15 protein-coding genes are annotated in these 17,563 nt (G+C 51.3%); 6 read left to right on the forward strand and 9 right to left on the reverse strand.

From position 1 onward, the window contains the following. Positions 1-169 precede the first annotated feature (169 nt). The 3 genes from CFF01_RS17045 to CFF01_RS17055 all read left to right on the forward strand — a co-directional run bounded on the left by CFF01_RS17045 (position 170) and on the right by CFF01_RS17055 (position 2,330). Complete coding sequence (locus tag CFF01_RS17045) at positions 170-880, forward strand: peptidase (protein ID WP_232479468.1); 711 nt, start codon at positions 170-172, stop codon at positions 878-880. After that, positions 877-1,947, forward strand: coding sequence for a 2Fe-2S iron-sulfur cluster-binding protein (locus CFF01_RS17050; RefSeq protein WP_088905571.1), 1,071 nt, complete (start codon positions 877-879; stop codon positions 1,945-1,947). Before CFF01_RS17045 ends, CFF01_RS17050 begins: the two co-directional genes overlap by 4 nt. 86 nt (positions 1,948-2,033) lie before the next feature. Then, entirely contained in the window at positions 2,034-2,330 is a 297-nt protein-coding gene (locus CFF01_RS17055; RefSeq protein WP_088905572.1) for a hypothetical protein, read from the forward strand. Positions 2,331-2,333: 3 nt separating this feature from the next. Here the strand turns inward: CFF01_RS17055 and glpK are convergent, their stop codons facing one another. The 7 genes from glpK to leuA form a co-directional block, all read right to left on the reverse strand. Continuing rightward, positions 2,334-3,830, reverse strand: coding sequence for a glycerol kinase GlpK (gene glpK, locus CFF01_RS17060; protein ID WP_088905573.1), 1,497 nt, complete (start codon positions 3,828-3,830; stop codon positions 2,334-2,336). A gap of 11 nt (positions 3,831-3,841) precedes the next feature. After that, positions 3,842-4,333 carry a nuclear transport factor 2 family protein gene (locus CFF01_RS17065; protein ID WP_088905574.1) on the reverse strand — a complete coding sequence of 164 codons (492 nt, stop codon included), beginning with the start codon at positions 4,331-4,333 and terminating at the stop codon, positions 3,842-3,844. 207 nt (positions 4,334-4,540) lie between these two features. Next, a complete protein-coding gene (locus tag CFF01_RS17070) occupies positions 4,541-5,893 on the reverse strand; it encodes an outer membrane protein transport protein (protein WP_088905575.1) in 1,353 nt (450 codons plus the stop codon). A 506-nt stretch (positions 5,894-6,399) separates the two neighbouring features. Continuing rightward, a complete protein-coding gene (gene leuD / locus CFF01_RS17075; protein WP_088905576.1) occupies positions 6,400-7,005 on the reverse strand; it encodes a 3-isopropylmalate dehydratase small subunit in 606 nt (201 codons plus the stop codon). Positions 7,006-7,013: 8 nt separating this feature from the next. After that, on the reverse strand, positions 7,014-8,414 hold the full coding sequence (gene leuC / locus CFF01_RS17080) for a 3-isopropylmalate dehydratase large subunit (RefSeq protein WP_088905577.1): 1,401 nt from the start codon (positions 8,412-8,414) through the stop codon (positions 7,014-7,016). Next, a complete protein-coding gene (leuB, locus tag CFF01_RS17085; protein WP_088905578.1) occupies positions 8,414-9,508 on the reverse strand; it encodes a 3-isopropylmalate dehydrogenase in 1,095 nt (364 codons plus the stop codon). The genes leuC and leuB overlap by 1 nt, the downstream gene beginning before the upstream one ends. Before the next feature lie 56 nt (positions 9,509-9,564). Next, a complete protein-coding gene (gene leuA / locus CFF01_RS17090) occupies positions 9,565-11,136 on the reverse strand; it encodes a 2-isopropylmalate synthase (RefSeq protein WP_033539368.1) in 1,572 nt (523 codons plus the stop codon). A 512-nt stretch (positions 11,137-11,648) separates the two neighbouring features. On the opposite strand from leuA, the gene CFF01_RS17095 reads away from it, so the two are divergent. Beyond that, the gene (locus CFF01_RS17095; protein WP_157705014.1) at positions 11,649-13,397 is read left to right on the forward strand and encodes a tetratricopeptide repeat protein; all 1,749 of its coding nucleotides are present in this window, start codon (positions 11,649-11,651) and stop codon (positions 13,395-13,397) included. A gap of 24 nt (positions 13,398-13,421) precedes the next feature. Here the strand turns inward: CFF01_RS17095 and recQ are convergent, their stop codons facing one another. Further along, positions 13,422-15,254: a DNA helicase RecQ gene (gene recQ / locus CFF01_RS17100; protein WP_033539367.1), complete on the reverse strand. Its 1,833-nt coding sequence runs from the start codon at positions 15,252-15,254 to the stop codon at positions 13,422-13,424. 187 nt (positions 15,255-15,441) lie between these two features. Here recQ and CFF01_RS17105 point away from each other — a divergent pair, with 187 nt between their 5' ends. Next, the gene (locus tag CFF01_RS17105; protein WP_033539366.1) at positions 15,442-15,906 is read left to right on the forward strand and encodes a thioesterase family protein; all 465 of its coding nucleotides are present in this window, start codon (positions 15,442-15,444) and stop codon (positions 15,904-15,906) included. 155 nt (positions 15,907-16,061) lie between these two features. Further along, complete coding sequence (rarD, locus tag CFF01_RS17110) at positions 16,062-16,949, forward strand: EamA family transporter RarD (protein ID WP_033539365.1); 888 nt, start codon at positions 16,062-16,064, stop codon at positions 16,947-16,949. Here the strand turns inward: rarD and CFF01_RS17115 are convergent. Continuing rightward, positions 16,920-17,459, reverse strand: a complete 540-nt coding sequence (locus tag CFF01_RS17115) for a hypothetical protein (protein ID WP_088905580.1) — start codon at positions 17,457-17,459, stop codon at positions 16,920-16,922. The genes rarD and CFF01_RS17115 overlap by 30 nt on opposite strands. Between the last annotated feature and the right edge of the window lie 104 nt (positions 17,460-17,563).

Here is a 17,563-nt window from a genome sequence, read left to right on the forward strand (position 1 = left end):
TGTATGATCAATAAGTGGATCGCCATCCCAAATTTCGCCGCAAAATGTCCACCAATTGTGTCGTAGCGATCCCTGCGGGTTTGTTCGCCACGCTCTCCTTGTGTCGCAGCGCTTTCTGGCTTGCTCTGAGGTGATTTCATCCCTATGATAGCCAATAAAAATTCTAATTATGCTAAATCCTCAACAAAGCCGTTGGCTGCGAAAATCACACAAATGGTTGACCCTGTTCTTAGGGGCACAATTACTCATCTGGTTAGTTTCAGGTCTCTACATGGTGCTTATGGATATCGACTTTATCCATGGCGACCATCTGGTGGATGACAGCTCCCTAACCATAGATCCCCATCAGTTGCAGATCTCCCCCGCCACCATGTTGGCAAGCTATCCCGATGCAACTCAGCTTGAGTTACTGCCAACGGCACTTGGGGCCGTATATAAACTCAGCCTAGCTGATGGCCCCCGCTATTTCTCTGCCCAAAATGGAGAACCGCTAGCACAACTGAGTCAACAACAAGCCATGCTGGTTGCGGCCAAGCTCTATCGCGGCGATATAACCCAAGCCAGCAGCCAGCTGTTAACCGACTCGGCACCCGACGAGATAGGCAGCAGACGATTACCCCTGTGGCAGATCGATTTTAACGACTCAAGCCATTCGCGCTTCTATATTTCCGCTACCAGTGGTGAGCTGGTTGCCAAGCGTCATGACTACTGGCGCCTGTTCGATCTCATGTGGATGTTGCATATCATGGATTATGATACCCGAGAAGATGTTCACAACCCGCTACTGACAGCTTTTAGTATATTGGCGCTACTGACGGCGCTCTCTGGAGCCCTATTACTGCTTGTCGCCTTTAAGCGCGGCGAGGAGGCCAACGTATGATGAACGCGAGAAGTCTGCATCGCATTCTGGGGCTCGTCGTCGGCGCCCAGCTCCTTATATGGACCCTTACAGGCCTGGCCTTCAACCTGATTAACGATGAGTATTTAAGCGCGAATACCCAGAGAACTAAGCCCACTCAAGCCAGCAGTTTAATTCAGCCCCAGGTTACGCTGAGCCATATCGCCGCGCAAACAAAAGCCGATACCATCACACGCATCAAGCTGGAAACCCTATTTGATCGCCCCATTTACCGCGTAAAACTAAGCGATGGCACTCAGGCCTTTTGGGCTGACACTGGTGAACAAGTCAATCTTCATCATCAACAACTGACTGAGCTTGCTCAGCAAAGCTACTCTGGTGAGAGCCAATTATCGATGCCAGTGCTCGATAAAGACGCTGCCCAGCGCTACGGCGGCAGCCAGGAGTTCTACCGTTTCGATACTCAGGACCAGCGCGGCACACAGATCTTTGTCGACGGCAATACAGGCCTGGTTAAGGCCCATAAAAACAACGGCTCACAGCTCAAACAGCTGCTGTTTATGCTGCATTTTATCGACTATTTCCCCAACAATGGCGTGAGTTTTAATCATGTCGCAACTCAGATGATTGCGCTGGCCGCTTTACTGCTTGGCCTAAGTGGCACCTGGCTACTGGTGCGTAAGCTACTGGCTGGGGACTATGTGAGCTGGCGTGCCAAGCGTCAGGGTCAGTCGCTGACCCTACTCTCTCCTGATGGCGAGCAGCTTGAGACGATTGCGCTGACCCAAGACAACCTCATGGACAATTTAAACCATGGCCAGATGCGCGTCCCAAGCCAGTGTGGTGGTGGGGGTCATTGCGGTATGTGCCGTATTCGCTTTGTTGACTATGCGCCTCCGGCCACTCCTGAAGAGCAAGCCCGTCTCAAAGAGGACCAACTGGCAGCGGGAGTTCGCCTCAGTTGTCAGCAAAAGGCGACTCATGCTCGGCTTGCCCTCACCAGTCGCGCTCAGCTGAGATTTTGGCAAAAGGCGCAGTATGAAGCTTGCGAAGCACAAGCGACTTCGCCATCCCAACGCCCGACATGAACCAAATAGCAGAATTCGCCTAAAATTTAACCATGAGCGGCCGATAAATAGATTAAGCGAGATGATTAATCTAAAGAGGAGGAGCGATGGTTGCCCTGGATAGCCTGTATGCCATGTTAGCGCGCCCGGTAAAACAGGTGGTGAAACGCAAGCGAGTGGTAGAGCAGACTGAACACACGGATCCTATTCATGCCGATAGTCATGAGGCGCCGCAGTCACAGCTGCCACCTCACCTTGAGCGTCGTCGACATGGAGAAAGGCGCATAAACTCAAGACCCGGCAGAGAAGATCGCCGGGGACAGGCGAGACGCCAGCAGGCGCAGAAACAGGCCGAAGAAGAAGCACTGGACTCGCCACTGCCTCGTATCGATATTGACGTTTAAGGATTAACTCGCTGATTCACCAGTGACTTGCGCAACTGCCCGTTTCCAACCCGAATAAAGCGCCTCACGCTCCTCATCGGCGATTGTAGGCTTAAAGCAACGCTCGACACCGGCCTTGTGCTTCAACTCGGCCGTCGACTGCCAGAAACCCACGGCTAAGCCCGCTAAAAATGCCGCCCCCATGGCCGTAGTTTCGGTCACCTTGGGTCGCTGCACCTCAACATCGGTAATGTCGGCCTGAAACTGCATCAGGAAATCGTTGGCTACCGCGCCGCCATCAACCTTCAACTGTTTAAGCTGCACACCACTGTCTTTAGTCATGGCATCGAGAAGATCCCGGCTCTGATAGGCGATCGCCTCGAGTGCGGCACGAATGATATGGTTACGATTGGCGCCTCTGGAGAGGCCGACCAAGGCACCACGGGCGCTGGCATCCCAGTAAGGTGCGCCCAGCCCCACAAAGGCTGGTACCAGGTACACCCCATTGTTGTCATTCACCTTGAGGGCAAAGTATTCGGTATCCTGAGCATCACGAATAAGTCCGAGCTCATCACGCAACCATTGAATGGTAGCGCCCCCCATAAATACCGAGCCTTCCAGGGCATAATTAACCTCCCCCTTGGGTCCCACGGCAATGGTGGTTAATAGACCATGGTTGGACTGCACCGCCTGTAAACCTGTGTTCATCAGCAGGAAACAACCTGTACCATAGGTATTCTTCGCCATCCCCTCATCGATACACAGCTGGCCAAATAGGGCTGACTGTTGATCGCCCGCCATGCCAGCTACAGGGATCTCGCCGCCCTCACCGGCAATACGGGTCTTGCCATACACGGCGCAGGAAGGTTTCACCTCAGGCAGAATGCTCGCAGGAATATCTAATGCCTCGAGTAACCGAGTGTCCCAGGCCTGTTGATGAATGTTGTAGAGCATGGTGCGCGACGCGTTGGTCGGATCGGTGACATGCACCTTACCTTCGGTGAGCTTCCACACCAGCCAAGTATCTATGGTGCCAAACAGCAAATCACCGGCCTCGGCCTTCTCTCTGGCCCCTTCGACATTGTCGAGGATCCAGCGGATCTTAGTCGCCGAAAAATAGGGGTCTAGCACCAGTCCGGTATTCTGCCGGATATACTCTTCATAGCCCGATGCCTTCAACGCCTCACATAAGGGTTGGCTGCGGCGACACTGCCAGACGATGGCGTTATAGACGGGCTTACCTGTGGTTTTGTCCCACAAGATGGTGGTTTCCCGCTGGTTGGTAATACCTATACCAGCCACCTCATCGCTGTGGATCCCGGCTCTGGCCAGCGCCTCAATAAGGGTTGAGCTTTGGGAGGACCAGATCTCCATGGGATCGTGTTCCACCCAGCCCGCCTTGGGGTAGATCTGCGAAAACTCGCGCTGTGACACCGCCACTATATTAGCGTCATGATCGAAGATGATGGTACGTGAACTGGTTGTGCCCTGATCGAGCGCGATAACATACTTCTGCTGCACTAAGGCCTCCGCTACTGCTGATTAGGCTGAATCGGATCTAACTCTGGAGTCGCTAATGCCTCTTCATTCGTCTCTAGCTGCTCATCGCAGGCATGAGCGGGCAGATACCAAAACTCGGCGATCTTGCCATCCTGAACACGGAAATTACCAATGCTGCACTGGCTAAGCAGCTCACCGTCGTTCTCCCAAGTCACACGCTCGACCGTGCTGACAAAGTGAGAAGAGTCAATCAGTTGCAGTATGGTGGCCTGAGCCCCGGTAAGGGTTTCAAAATAATCTGTCATGGCGGCGCCAAACTGCGCCTTGTCTGAGGTTTCAACCTCTATATTAGTGCCAGAGATATGCATCCAGCGTACATCATCGGTCACATGGTTGAGCATCTGCTCGACACTGTGCTGGTTGTAGGCATCGATGAATCCCTTAACCACTTGCGTCGTACTCGGATCGGCGGAGGCCGACAACGGAAGTAACGCTATGCTTGCAGCCAGAAGAAAGGGTTTCATGGGACACCTCTTATTGTTGGTTCATCCTGACTGCAGACGCTATAGCTGCAAGCAACAGGTAATGAATAGATTAAATTTAACTAAAAATACGTTGATAATTAGACGAATATAATCCTATGAAGTTCAGATATCCAATAAATATTCAGATAAAAAAATGCCTCACTTAAGTGAGGCATTATGCTTGAGTCAAACTTGACCTCAATCGACTTACATCTTGTAGCTCAGCTGAGCCCCCACCAACCAGACATCGCCACTCGCATCACCGCTAAAGCTCACTTGAGCCAGGTTCATCAGGTTCATTGTCTCATCGATAGGTGCATCACCGTGTGCCTTAATATAGGTCACGGCTAAGTCTAGCGTCAGATTCTTAGTGGCCTGATAACCCGTGCCAAAGCTAAGCCATAGACGGTCTGAATCAGGAATCGTGATTGTACGGTACTCATCTTCAACCGCCGTCTTATCCAGAGCCACACCACCGCGCACTAACCACTTATCACTGAGTTGATAAGTGGTACCCAAGGCAAAACGCCAGTTATCTTTAAAGTTTTCCACTTTTACTAAGTCTGACTCTAAACCGCCAAGTGGCTTCTGCTCACCTGGGAAGTAAGCCACCAGGCTGTCGAACACACTCCACTGAGTCCAGTTAATGCTGGCATGCATCGCCCAGTTGTCAGTTAATTGGTGATGAGAGGCCAGCTCAGCAAAGGCTGGTAGCTCGAGTGGCACATACCCCTCAATATCGAGATCTTGACCACCATCATAGACAAGCCCAGATGCGTGACCGTCCAGTTCCAGCTCAACGCCGCTATGATAGGCAACACCTATGCGGTGAGCGGGATTGATCTGCCAGCTGGCACCCAACTGCCAACCAAAACTAATATCATCGCCTTCCATCACTTTCAGACTGGTTCCACCTGGTGGCAGTGCGCCAGCCACTTCGGCTGGCAGTGTCGGAATCGCCTTAATACCGTCAACCCAAGCTGGGGTTGAGGCGCCAATCTTACCTTCACCATAAACGACACGCAGACCGGCACCGATAGAAACCGCATCTGTCACCTTATAAGCCAGGTTCGGATTAAATTCGACTGTTGTCACTGAAGTTTCATTACCGAAAATCGCAGTTGGATGAGTGCTGGGTACTTCAGTCGCCAGACCATAATTAGAGTTAACCGCTAACCCCCAGGTCCACTGATCGTTTAGCTGATTAGAATAGTAAAAGTTAGGCACCAGGGCATTACCGGCCACATCTAAGGCATCGGCATTCATGGTGACAGGCTGATTACCCAGCACAGGTGAGGCCAAAGTCAGATCGCCTTCGACATCGACGTTTGGCATGACATAAATTCCACCAACGGACAGCTGACGTCCCTCAAGATAGGTCAACATCGCAGGGTTACGGGCTTGGGCGGCGGCGTTATCGGCCATGGCGGCTTCACCCGCAAAGGCACGGCCTAAACCAGTAGCAGAATATTCGGCAAGTTGAAATCCAGCAGCGTGAACTTGTGATAGTGGCGCAGCGATGGCAGCAACTACAGCTAAAGATAAAATATGCTTTTTCATCATGGCTCTCTTGTTATTATGACGACTTAGAGTAAAGGCTCCAGTCATTAAGTGAGCCGCAGTCTACTGATACAGAATATCTTTACAAGCAGATAATGAATTTAAGCGAATTATGCTAACAAAAACGTTCAAATAGAGTGCAAAACGGATAGATATCGCGCTTTTAAACGCTATCAAAATGAAAAAAATGTGATCTGCGTTCACTAAAATTAGTCAGGTAAACCACACTAAATTAAATATATCTATTTAAAAACAAATACCTAGAAAAAAATAAACAGTAATACATGTGTAAGCCTGAAATCGCTCTCTCAAGCAGCATAAATCACTAGGTAATTAAAACTAACGAATAACAAGCCGAAAGAGCAATTGTAAGATATTGAATTTATGAATGTTAGATAGTGAGATAAGGGACAATGTAAACAAAAAGCCGGCCGCAATATCATGCGTCCGGCTTATCGCTTATCACACTCAGTACAAATGTACGCCTAATGATACAGATGGTTGAGCTAGGCTCTCCAACTCGGGATATTTGCCTCGTATTGAGTAATCGCTTCGCCATATCCTAAGCTGATCCCAATGGCATCTAACCCGTTAAGTAGATTATGACGAGCCGACTGAGCTATCTCAAAATAAAATTCAGCCCCCGAAGGCGAGGTCACAGTCTGGGCCTGCAGATCAACGCTAACTTGCGCCCCTTCTTCAGCCTCAACTTCTTGCATTAACTGAGCAACTTCTGCCTCAGTCAAACGCACCGGCAGCAGGCCATTATTGATGGCATTGCCATAAAAGATATCGGCAAAGCTAGGCGCTATGATCACCTTGAGGCCGAAATCAGCCAAGGCCCATGGCGCATGTTCGCGACTCGATCCGCAGCCAAAGTTCTCCTTGGCCAGCAGAATAGAGGCCCCCTGATAACGCGGCTGGTTCAGGCTAAACGAAGGGTTAGGCTGATCGCCGGCATCGTCCAGATAACGCCAGTCATGAAATAGATGAATCCCGAAACCGTCACGGGTGACCTTAGAGAGAAACTGCTTAGGAATGATCTGATCGGTATCGATATTGGCACTGTCGATGATCACCGCAAGCCCTGTGTGTGTCGTAAATGGTTGCATGCTACCTCCTAGTATGGCTTGCGAATATCGACAAAGTGGCCAGCAATCGCCGCGGCGGCGGCCATGGCAGGGCTCACCAAGTGAGTACGGCTTCCGCGCCCCTGACGGCCCTCGAAGTTACGGTTGCTGGTCGAGGCGCAGCGATCGCCTGCCTCCAACCTGTCGTCGTTCATCGCCAGACACATAGAACAACCCGGCAGGCGCCACTCGAACCCGGCGTCGATAAAGATCTTATCCAGACCCTCAGCCTCCGCCTGCTCCTTCACCAAGCCAGAGCCAGGTACCACGATAGCCGTGACTCCACCAGCGACCTTACGCCCCTTGGCTTGCTGCGCCGCAGCACGCAGATCTTCGATTCGTGAGTTGGTACAAGAACCGATAAACACCTTGTTGATGCTGACATCTGTCATCTGAGTGCCAGGCGTCAGCGCCACATAATCGAGCGCCTTTTGAATACTGGCTTTAACCGTTGGGTTCGACTCATCCTCAGGATTGGGCACACATTGATCGATCGCCACCACCTGGCCAGGGTTAGTCCCCCAAGTTAGCTGAGGTGCGATATCGCTCGCCTCCAACACCACATGGGCATCGAAGCGGGCATCATCATCGGATTTCAGCGACAACCAGGCCTCAACCGCCTGCTGCCAATCTTCACCTTTTGGCGAAAACTCACGACCTTCGAGGTAATCTATGGTGATCTGATCCGGCGCGATCATCCCCGCCTTGGCGCCCATCTCGATCGCCATGTTACAAACGGTCATGCGTCCTTCCATCGACAGCGCAGAGATCGCCTCACCGCAGAACTCCACCACATAACCTGTGCCGCCATCCATGCCAATCTTGCCTATGATGGCCAGCACGATATCTTTAGCGGTTATCCCCTCGGCAACCTGACCACGCACCTCGATTTTCATGGTCTTAGCTTTCAACTGCCGCAGGGTTTGGGTGGCCATCACATGCTCCACCTCTGAAGTACCGATACCAAAGGCCAAGGCCCCAAAGGCGCCGTGAGTCGCGGTGTGCGAATCGCCACACACAATCACAGTGCCAGGCAAGGTAATGCCAAGCTCTGGGCCCATCACATGCACAATGCCCTGATTTTTATGGTGAATATCATAAAGTCTGACGCCAAACTCCTTACAGTTTTGCGCCAGCGTCTCCACCTGAGTGCGCGCCATAGGGCTGAGAGCATCTAAACTGGCACTCTTGGTCGAGGTGTTGTGATCCATGGTGGCGAAGGTCTTTTCTGGCGCCCTTAATTTTCGGCCGGCCACCTTAAGACCACTGAAGGCCTGGGGCGAGGTCACCTCGTGAACCAGATGACGATCCACATAGATAAGCGGCGCTTCTCCTTCGGGGGCAACAACGATATGGCTATCCCATACCTTTTCATAAAGTGTCTTAGCCATTAGTTTGCCTCTCTGACTGCTTGGGCAATATAGTCGCCCATTTCGCGGGTTGATTTTGCCTTGTCACGCTGATCCGCTGGCAAGAGTTCGCCAGTTAAATAGCCATCGCTTAATGCCTTGGCAACCGCATCTTCAATCGCCTTGGCCGCCGCTTCCTCTTTAAGGCTATGACGTAACAGTAGCGCCGCCGACAGGATCTGCGCAACAGGGTTAGCAATGCCCTGCCCTGCGATATCTGGTGCGCTGCCACCGGCGGGTTCATACAGGCCAAAGCCGTCACTATTGAGGCTGACCGAAGAGAGCAAGCCCATGGAACCGGTGAGCATAGCGATCTCATCTGAGATGATGTCGCCAAACAGGTTTGAGCAGAGCATCACGTCGAAATCGAAGGGACGACGCAGTAGCTGCATGGTGGCATTATCGATATAGATATGTTCCAGCTCGACATCAGGGAAATCCTTAGCGACCTCTTCGACCACTTCACGCCATAAGACAGAGCAGGCCAATACGTTGGCCTTATCCACAGAAGTCACCTTCTTACGGCGCCCGCGAGCCGCTTCGAAGGCGATCTTCGCGATGCGGCGCACCTCACGGCGGCTGTAACGCATGGTATCGAAAGCTTCCTCTTGCTCTCCCTCTCCCTGACGTCCTTTAGGTTTACCGAAGTAGATACCGCCGGTTAACTCGCGCACGCACAGCACATCGAACCCTTGCGCCGAGATATCGCTGCGCAGGGGAGACATATGCTCAAGCCCAGCATGAAGCTTGGCAGGACGCATATTACAAAACAGCTCGAAATGGCCACGCAGCGGCAACAAGGCACCGCGCTCAGGTTGATCATTGGGTGGCAGATGTTCCCATTTAGGGCCGCCTACCGAGCCAAACAAGATGGCATCGGCGGCCTCACAGCCTTTTAGGGTCGATTCCGGCAACGGACAACCATGATTATCGATGGCAGCACCTCCCACATCGTATTCGCTATATTCAATATCCAACGAAAAACGCTCTTTTACTGCCTTAAGCACCTTACGTGCTTCAGCCATGACTTCCGGGCCTATACCATCACCCGCCAATACTGCGACTTGATAACTCATACCACACCAGACTCCCTGCAATTAATTGATCTTTATTCTGTTATATTGAAAAGTGATTAAACGCCGCCTAACTCGACACGCGCTTGTTTTATTTTATGTTTGTTCTCAGCCACCTTGTCTGCGCGCCAAGTCAAGTTCATCACATGGATAAGCGCCGCCGCAGAAGCCTCAACCACATCGGTTGCCAGGCCGACACCGTGGAAACTCTGATCATGGTACTTGGCGGTGATATCCACCTGCCCCAAGGCATCTTGCCCCTGGCCTTTGGCACTGAGTTGATAGCTACTGATATTGATCTCACAGCCGCTGGCGCGGGCAATCGCCTTGTAGGCTGCATCCACCGGGCCGTTCCCCGTGGCCGCCTCGGTCACTGGATTGCCATCGACCATCAAGGTCACAGTCGCTGTGGCCTTACCCTCAGCCAAGTCAGAGTGCACCACCAATTGCTGTAGTCCATAGTGATTTTCTTCATCACTGCGAGCCTCCATATAGACTAGGGCTTCCAGATCATAGTCGAACACCTGACCCTTCTTGTCCGCTAGCTTAAGGAAAGCTTCATACAGGGTGTCCATGTCATAGTCTTGCTCGCCATAGCCCATCTCTTCCATGCGATGCTTGATCACATGGCGGCCCGAGCGAGAGGTCATGTTGAGGTTGTTGCGATTAAGGCCAATGCTCTCTGGCGTCATAATTTCATAAGTATTTTGCGACTTAAGCACACCATCCTGGTGAATACCCGAAGAGTGAGTAAAGGCGTTGGCACCAACGATCGCCTTGTTAGCCTGGACCGGCATATTACATAACTGGCTCACCAGATTAGAGGTGCGATGGATCTCTTTAGCGTTGATACCCGTCTCCAACCCAAGGCTTGCCTTGCGGGTGGCGATGATCATGGCGATCTCTTCAAGGGAGCAGTTACCGGCACGTTCGCCGATACCATTGACGGTACATTCAATTTGGCGCGCACCGTGCTGCACTGCGGTGATCGAATTGGCCACCGACAAACCCAGATCGTCATGGCAGTGCACCGAGATCACCGCCTGATCGATATTAGGCACGCGGTTAAACAGGTTTTGAATAATGCCGCCAAATTCGCTCGGCACCGTATAGCCCACGGTATCGGGAATATTGATTGTCTTAGCGCCAGCGTTAATCGCGGCTTCAACCATACGGCATAGATTGTCGATAGGTGTGCGGCCTGCATCTTCACAGGAGAACTCCACATCATCGGTGAAACGGCGGGCATATTTCACCGCGCCAACCGCCATCTCCAATACTTGGTCGAACGAGCGCTTAAGCTTACTCTCTACATGAATGGTCGAAGTGGAGATAAAGGTATGAATACGGAACTGATCGGCCACCGACAGCGATTGAGCCGCGGCGTCGATATCTTTTTCCAATGCTCTGGCTAACGCACACACCCGGCTATTCTTGATAGTACGGGCAATGGTTTGTACCGACTCGAAATCACCTGGGGATGAGACGGGAAAACCGACCTCCATCACATCCACGCCCAGACGCTCGAGTGACAGTGCTATCTGCAATTTCTCCTTAACCGTTAAACTCGCTGCTAATGCTTGCTCACCATCGCGTAAGGTCGTATCAAATATTATCACTCGGTTAGACATCTGGTTTCTCCATGGTACGTCTAGGCTCTAATTTTGGGTATTCGTCAAATCCATAAACAAAAAAACCCCGCGTTGTTGAGCGCGGGGTTTATGAATGCTGGTCGTGTTATTAAGCGTGCAACACTACATTCTCCGCGCAGAGACTGCGAGAATGAGAATGAGGAGGTTGAGTAGGGCACGGTTAATGGTCATCATTGTATTCAAAAAAAATAAGTAATTATTCGTTTCATTTCGTTGGACTGATTAATATTTAACGTGTGTCTGGCGAATAGTCAACCCCATATTTTTCAAGTTTGCCACATTAGACCAGATAAAAATCTTGATTAACCGCTCAAATCTAACCAATTATTTGCCAACAAGAGTGACTAAGTGATTAAATTCAGCATACTAGGTCATTTGCCGAGCAATCTATCTGATTCCAATCTTGGGCATTATTTTTTATGCAATTGCTGATGGAAAATCAGTATAATGCCGCGAATGGAAACAGCACACTCGTTCCGGAGTTTTTAAAAATGGATTTTCGTCTCATAGTGTTAAGCCTCAGCCTTTGGCTGATCCCCGCTTATGGGAACACTATGACAGAGTTGGATGAGTTGGCCCATAACGTCTACCAATATCCCAACAAGACCCTGACAAAAATCCAGGCGCTGGAACAACGCCTGGATCAAGAAGACACGTCTGAAGAAAATCGGCTTCGACTCTCCATCCTAAAATGTGAAGCCTTTGTGCAGCTGGGTGAAAACGAGGCCGCCATCAATCTTGGCCGCATGAGCGAAGCCAAAGCCAAATCGAACAAGCTTAATCAACTCAGTCCCTATTTTCTGAACTGCATGGCAGCGGCCTACATGGACTATGGCGATCTCAGGCAGGCACTCACCCTACTCGACTCGGCTATCTTCCAGTCACGCGAACAGCAGCAGCCGCAATCACTGGTCAATGGCCTGATGCTAAGAGGCAAGATAGATACCCATATCGAGAGTCAAAGCAGCGCCTTAGAAGATCTGCGCCTGGCTCAGGATATCTACCCAGATACCGAAAAGCAGCAGCCCCAATGGCTGACACCACCGAGGCCATACATTCAACTGGCCATGGCCGAACTGCTAAGAACCAAGGGGCTCTATAACCAGGCGTTCAACTATGCCAAGGGAGCACTAGATAGCGAGCAGACCACAGGCAAGGTGAGACTCACCGTCTTGCTGGCTCTCGCGAAAGTCGCCCATTATAACCAAGAGGTTAAGTTTAGGGATGACATGGTACTCGAAGCCAAGATCTTACTACCTGAACTGGCGACTGCCACCGAACTGGCCGAAAGTTACACCCAACTTGCAGAAATTGAGTTTTTACGAGGTAATGACAAGAGCGCTATTCAACTACTTAATATTGCGCTCAACACCTTTGATAAACAGAAGAAAATTAACGACAGCCTACGAGCCAACCGTCTGCTGGCCAATATTCATTTGGCCAATGGCGAACAGGCGTTAGGAACAGAGTTGATGCAAAAGGCTATTGCCATTGGTGAGCGCACCAACCAGTTTGACGAGCTTGTCTACTGTTATGGTATCTTGAGCCGCTATTTTGCCGATATAGCTCAGTATCAAGAAGCCTATCAATATCAACTAAAACGCTTCGAGATGGCCCAGCGCAGCTATGAGTTCCTTAAAGATACCCGGCTACTACAGATCAAGGCTCAGCTTGGACGTTACCAACAACTCGCACAGGCCAATCAACCTAAGCCGATCAAGCTTGATGCCCACATCAGCGACAGCTATGGCCTCATCGGCATCCTGGTGCTCTTCCTGCTACTGACGCTGTTTATTCTGCTCAACCGTATAAGAACGCCTAAGGCGACGCTGCCACAGAGTCAAAGAGATGAGCCGATGAGCACTCAGGAGAAGATGGAAGCGCTGTTGGCCAGTGCTAAACAAATTGGCTTTCCCATCACCATCTTACTGATCAATTCCAGCCATCTTGCTATGGCAGATTATGAGAAACTGCAGGCCAGGCTGGCCCAGAAAATACGCCAGCAGGATATATTATTGAGCACCAGCGCCGATCAAATTCTGATCATGCTGCCCTTTACCTCATTACCGGGGGCGCAGTTGATTGGGCGACAGTTGAGCGCCATCATAGAGCCTCTGCAAAATGGCACTCGCGTCAGTATGGGAATGGCGGTCATGCAGCATCACGATACTCTCTCTTCCCTGGTCAAACGAGCCAGTGTCGATCAACTCAGTAAGTACAGCGGCCAACAGGCTCACTAGCCTAATCGCTTGCCTATAGCTGCATTACCCTCGGGTAATGTAATCGCTGATTTCATCGAGAAACTCGCCGCCGAAACGGTTCAGCTTGGTCTCGCCCACCCCATTGACCGCCAGCATCTCTGCAGGACTGGTGGGCACCATAGCCGCCATCTCCGCCAGAGTGGCGTCGTTAAACACCAGGTAGGGGGGCACATCCAGCTCCTCGGCCAGGCTGCGGCGTAACAATTTCAAGCGAGCAAACAACTTTCTATCGTAATTTAGCGGCGCCCGGCTACTGCTGCGGCGTTTCACATGTGTGGTGATACTTATTCTTGGTTCTGCCAGCTGCAAGGCTATTTCCCCCTTAAGCACTGCCCGCGCCTGAGGATTAAGCTTAATGGCAGAGCCTCGGGTGATATCTTGACTGGCAAAGCCTAAGTGTATGATTTGGCGAATGATACTGAGCCAAAATTCATGACTTTTATCCTTACCTATGCCCCAGGTAGATAGCTTATCATGGCCACGGTCGACCACTGGCGCAGCCTTAGAACCGCGCAATACCTCAATCAGGTGGTTAATGCCAAACTTCTGCTGCAAACGGAAGATACAAGAAAGCACCTTCTGGGCATCTTCGACGCCATCGTAGCGTTTGGGTGGGTCCAGACAGATATCGCAGTTGCCACAAGGCTCGGACGCACTCTCGTCGAAATAGTGCAGCAATACCTGGCGACGGCAAGTCTGAGCCTCTGCAAAGGCCGCCATGGTATTGAGCTTGTGATACTCCACTTGTTGCTGGGGTCCAGGTTCTTGCTGCTCGATAAGATGACGCACCCGGCCAATGTCGGCGGGGTCGAACAACATAAAGGCCTCGGCATCCAGTCCGTCACGACCGGCGCGGCCCGTCTCCTGGTAATAGGCCTCTACGCTCTTGGGAATGTCGTAATGCACGACAAATCGCACGTTAGACTTGTTTATTCCCATGCCAAACGCCACAGTCGCCACCACGATATCCAGTTGATCTTTCAGGAAACGCTCCTGAATATCGGCGCGTTCTTCTTGGGTCTTACCCGCGTGATAGGCATCGGCGTCATAGCCCTGCATGCGCAGGCGATCGGCCACCTCATCGACGCGGCGTCGGCTACTACAGTAGATGATACCGCTATTGCCATTTTGCGCCTGAATAAACTGTCTGAGCTGGTTGGCAGCGTTGAGCTTTTCCGCCACCGTGTAACGAATATTGGGCCTATCGAAACTGGTGAGCAGCTCATAGGGGGTGATCCCCAGCCGCTGACAGATATCTTCTCGGGTGGCCTTATCGGCAGTGGCGGTGAGCGCCATCATGGGGACCTGGGGAAAATATTGTTTTAACTGCCCTAGGGCTGCATATTCAGGCCTGAAGTCATGTCCCCACTGGGAAATACAGTGCGCCTCGTCGATGGCAAATAAAGAGATCGGCAGGTGGTGCAAACGCTCAATAAAATTTGCCGTCAGCAGGCGCTCGGGCGACACATAAAGGAGCTTCAACTCGCCATTATGCAGTTGCTGGTAGATGCTCATCGCCTCTTCACGCGACTGAGACGAATTAAGAAAAGCCGCCGCTACGCCCATTTGTTTCAGGCTATCGACCTGATCTTTCATCAGGGAGATAAGCGGAGAGACCACCAGCGTCAAGCCGGGTAAGATAAGCGCCGGCAGCTGATAGCAAAGACTCTTGCCGCCGCCCGTTGGCATGATCACCAGCGAATCACGCCCCTCACAGGCCTGCTCTATTACCTCTCGCTGGCCTGTCCTGAAGGTGCGATAGCCAAACACCGCCTGCAAACAGCTGGCGAGTGGATCGCTATCGGTCGATTCGGGCGTGCTTAAGGCTAAGTCCATGGCGCTAATTTATAGTCAATTTGGCCGCTTATTCTAATCAAGCCGGCCCTGCTTGTCTCAACTCTGCCGAAATTAATTGTTGTTCACAGCCCCTATTTGGTGAAAATTCAGCCATGGGCTTGCTTAGCCTACTGAATTAGCGATAGATTAAATGCTCTAACGAAATAGGCTTAACAAGGAGTGCCCTATGACGACGCCTGTACAAGCACAAACCCTCGCCACCGTCGCCGAGATATTCGATACTAAGGTGCCTTTCCATCAACTGCTTGGCATGGATATTAAGCGTTATGATCTAGAGGGTGTCGAAGTTGAAGTGAAGATGAACAGCAATCTCATCGGCAATATTCATCAGCAGATCCTGCACGGGGGGGTCACCGCAACGGTACTGGACGTAGTAGGCGGTCTGACCGCATTCTCAGGACTGGTGGCCAGTCGTGATGATTGGAGCTTGGAAGACCTGCAAAAACGCTTGCAAACCTTAGGCACCATAGATCTACGCATCGACTACCTAAGACCCGGTCGCGGCGAGGTGTTTACCGGCACAGGCACAGTGATCCGCGCCGGCAATCGCGTTTCAGTCTGCCGCATGGAGCTCCATAACGAACAAGGCGCTCACATCGCCTTCGGTACTGGAACCTACATGGTGGGCTAACGACAAGGGAGTCCTAGAATGAACTGTCAAGCTAGCGATACTCGCTGGCAAATGACAACTACACAGAACTCCCACAAAGAATCCCCATCGCCGCTTGAGTCAGACCCTTCAGGCGCCTACAATGCCTCTCCTTCATCTTTTTGAAATCCTAAGCTATGGCTGACATCGAGTATCGTAAAGGGGTAGTGCTAGCCATCTGCGCCTACTGCTTTTGGGGCTTTGCTCCTCTGTATTTTAAACTGCTAGATCATGTTTCGGCGACAGAGATCTTGCTACACCGCGTGCTATGGTCTTTCGTGTTCATGCTAGTGTTGATGCAGTTTATCGGCGGCTTTGCCAAGTTAAGGGCGCTGTTTCGTCAACCCAAACAACTGGGCGTGTTAGCGATCACTTCGATTCTGATCGCCGGCAACTGGCTGCTATTTATCTGGGCGATCAACAATGATCATATGCTCGATGCCAGTTTGGGTTACTTTATCAACCCCTTGATTAATGTGCTGCTGGGAATGATCTTCTTGCAGGAGCGACTGCGAAAACTGCAGTGGGCCGCCGTATCGCTTGCCTTTACTGGCGTGTTGATCCAGCTGATCTCATTTGGCTCGATTCCTGTGGTCTCCCTGGCGCTCGCCGCTTCTTTCGGGCTTTACGGCCTGCTGCGCAAGAAGGTTAATGTCGACGCCAAGACAGGGTTACTGGTCGAAACCGCCATACTGGTGCCCGTAGCGCTGCTCTACTTGGTAACGAATTTCGAGAGTATCAGCGTGATGGAAAATAGTGTGCAAATGAATTTACTCTTGTTAGCAGCCGGCGTGGTGACCTCTGTCCCGCTACTTTGTTTTGCCGGCGCCGCCACTCGTATCCCGCTATCCATGCTTGGCTTTTTTCAATATATCGGCCCCAGCATCATGTTTATCATGGCCGTTAGCGTGTTTAACGAGCCCTTCGATCTCGAAAAAGGGATCACCTTTGCCTTTATCTGGAGCGCGCTGGTGATCTTTACCCTGGATCTGGCGTTAAAGAGTCGGCGTAAGCAAGCTGGATAACAAGGCCTCGGGACGCTCAACACTCAAGAGAAGCAGATAGCCCTCTGTGGTCGGAAGGACCAGCACTTGCTGGCTATTGGTGGCTGACAGCAGGGCTTTATCTGTATTATTGGTCATCTTAGCCAATTTGAACCAACCAAGCTGGTAACCCGGTAAACCAACGCCATTGCTGCGGTAACTGATCTGCGGCGCATCCTCATCATCTAGGTTAATAATACTCGCCTGAGACGGCAATAAACTCTCTAGTGACAACTCAACACCATAAAGCGGGATATCGACCATCATTGCTGTGGGAGTAAGACGCACATTGGCGTTGTGGGCCTTCAAGAACACCCAAGACAATAGACCCAGTACGGCAATCACCATGCCTGAGGCCGCAAATTTAGCACCTTGGGGCATGGGCTTAACCTTGATTAACACTATCACCAAGGCGATGCCAAGCAAGAGTGAAACAAATGCCATGCTGGTTGTCGAGTCAAAGGTTGCGAGCGGAAAAATTTGAGATTCCATGTTTAAGTATCCTACAAAAATAGCAGCTAAGATAAGCCTAGCCACAGGTCAAACGCCAATAATAAGCCTGCGCAAAGTCTTATCTCGAGAAATTAGGATTACTA

Origin of the sequence: Shewanella marisflavi, from assembly GCF_002215585.1 — a bacterium.
Lineage (GTDB): Bacteria > Pseudomonadota > Gammaproteobacteria > Enterobacterales > Shewanellaceae > Shewanella > Shewanella marisflavi.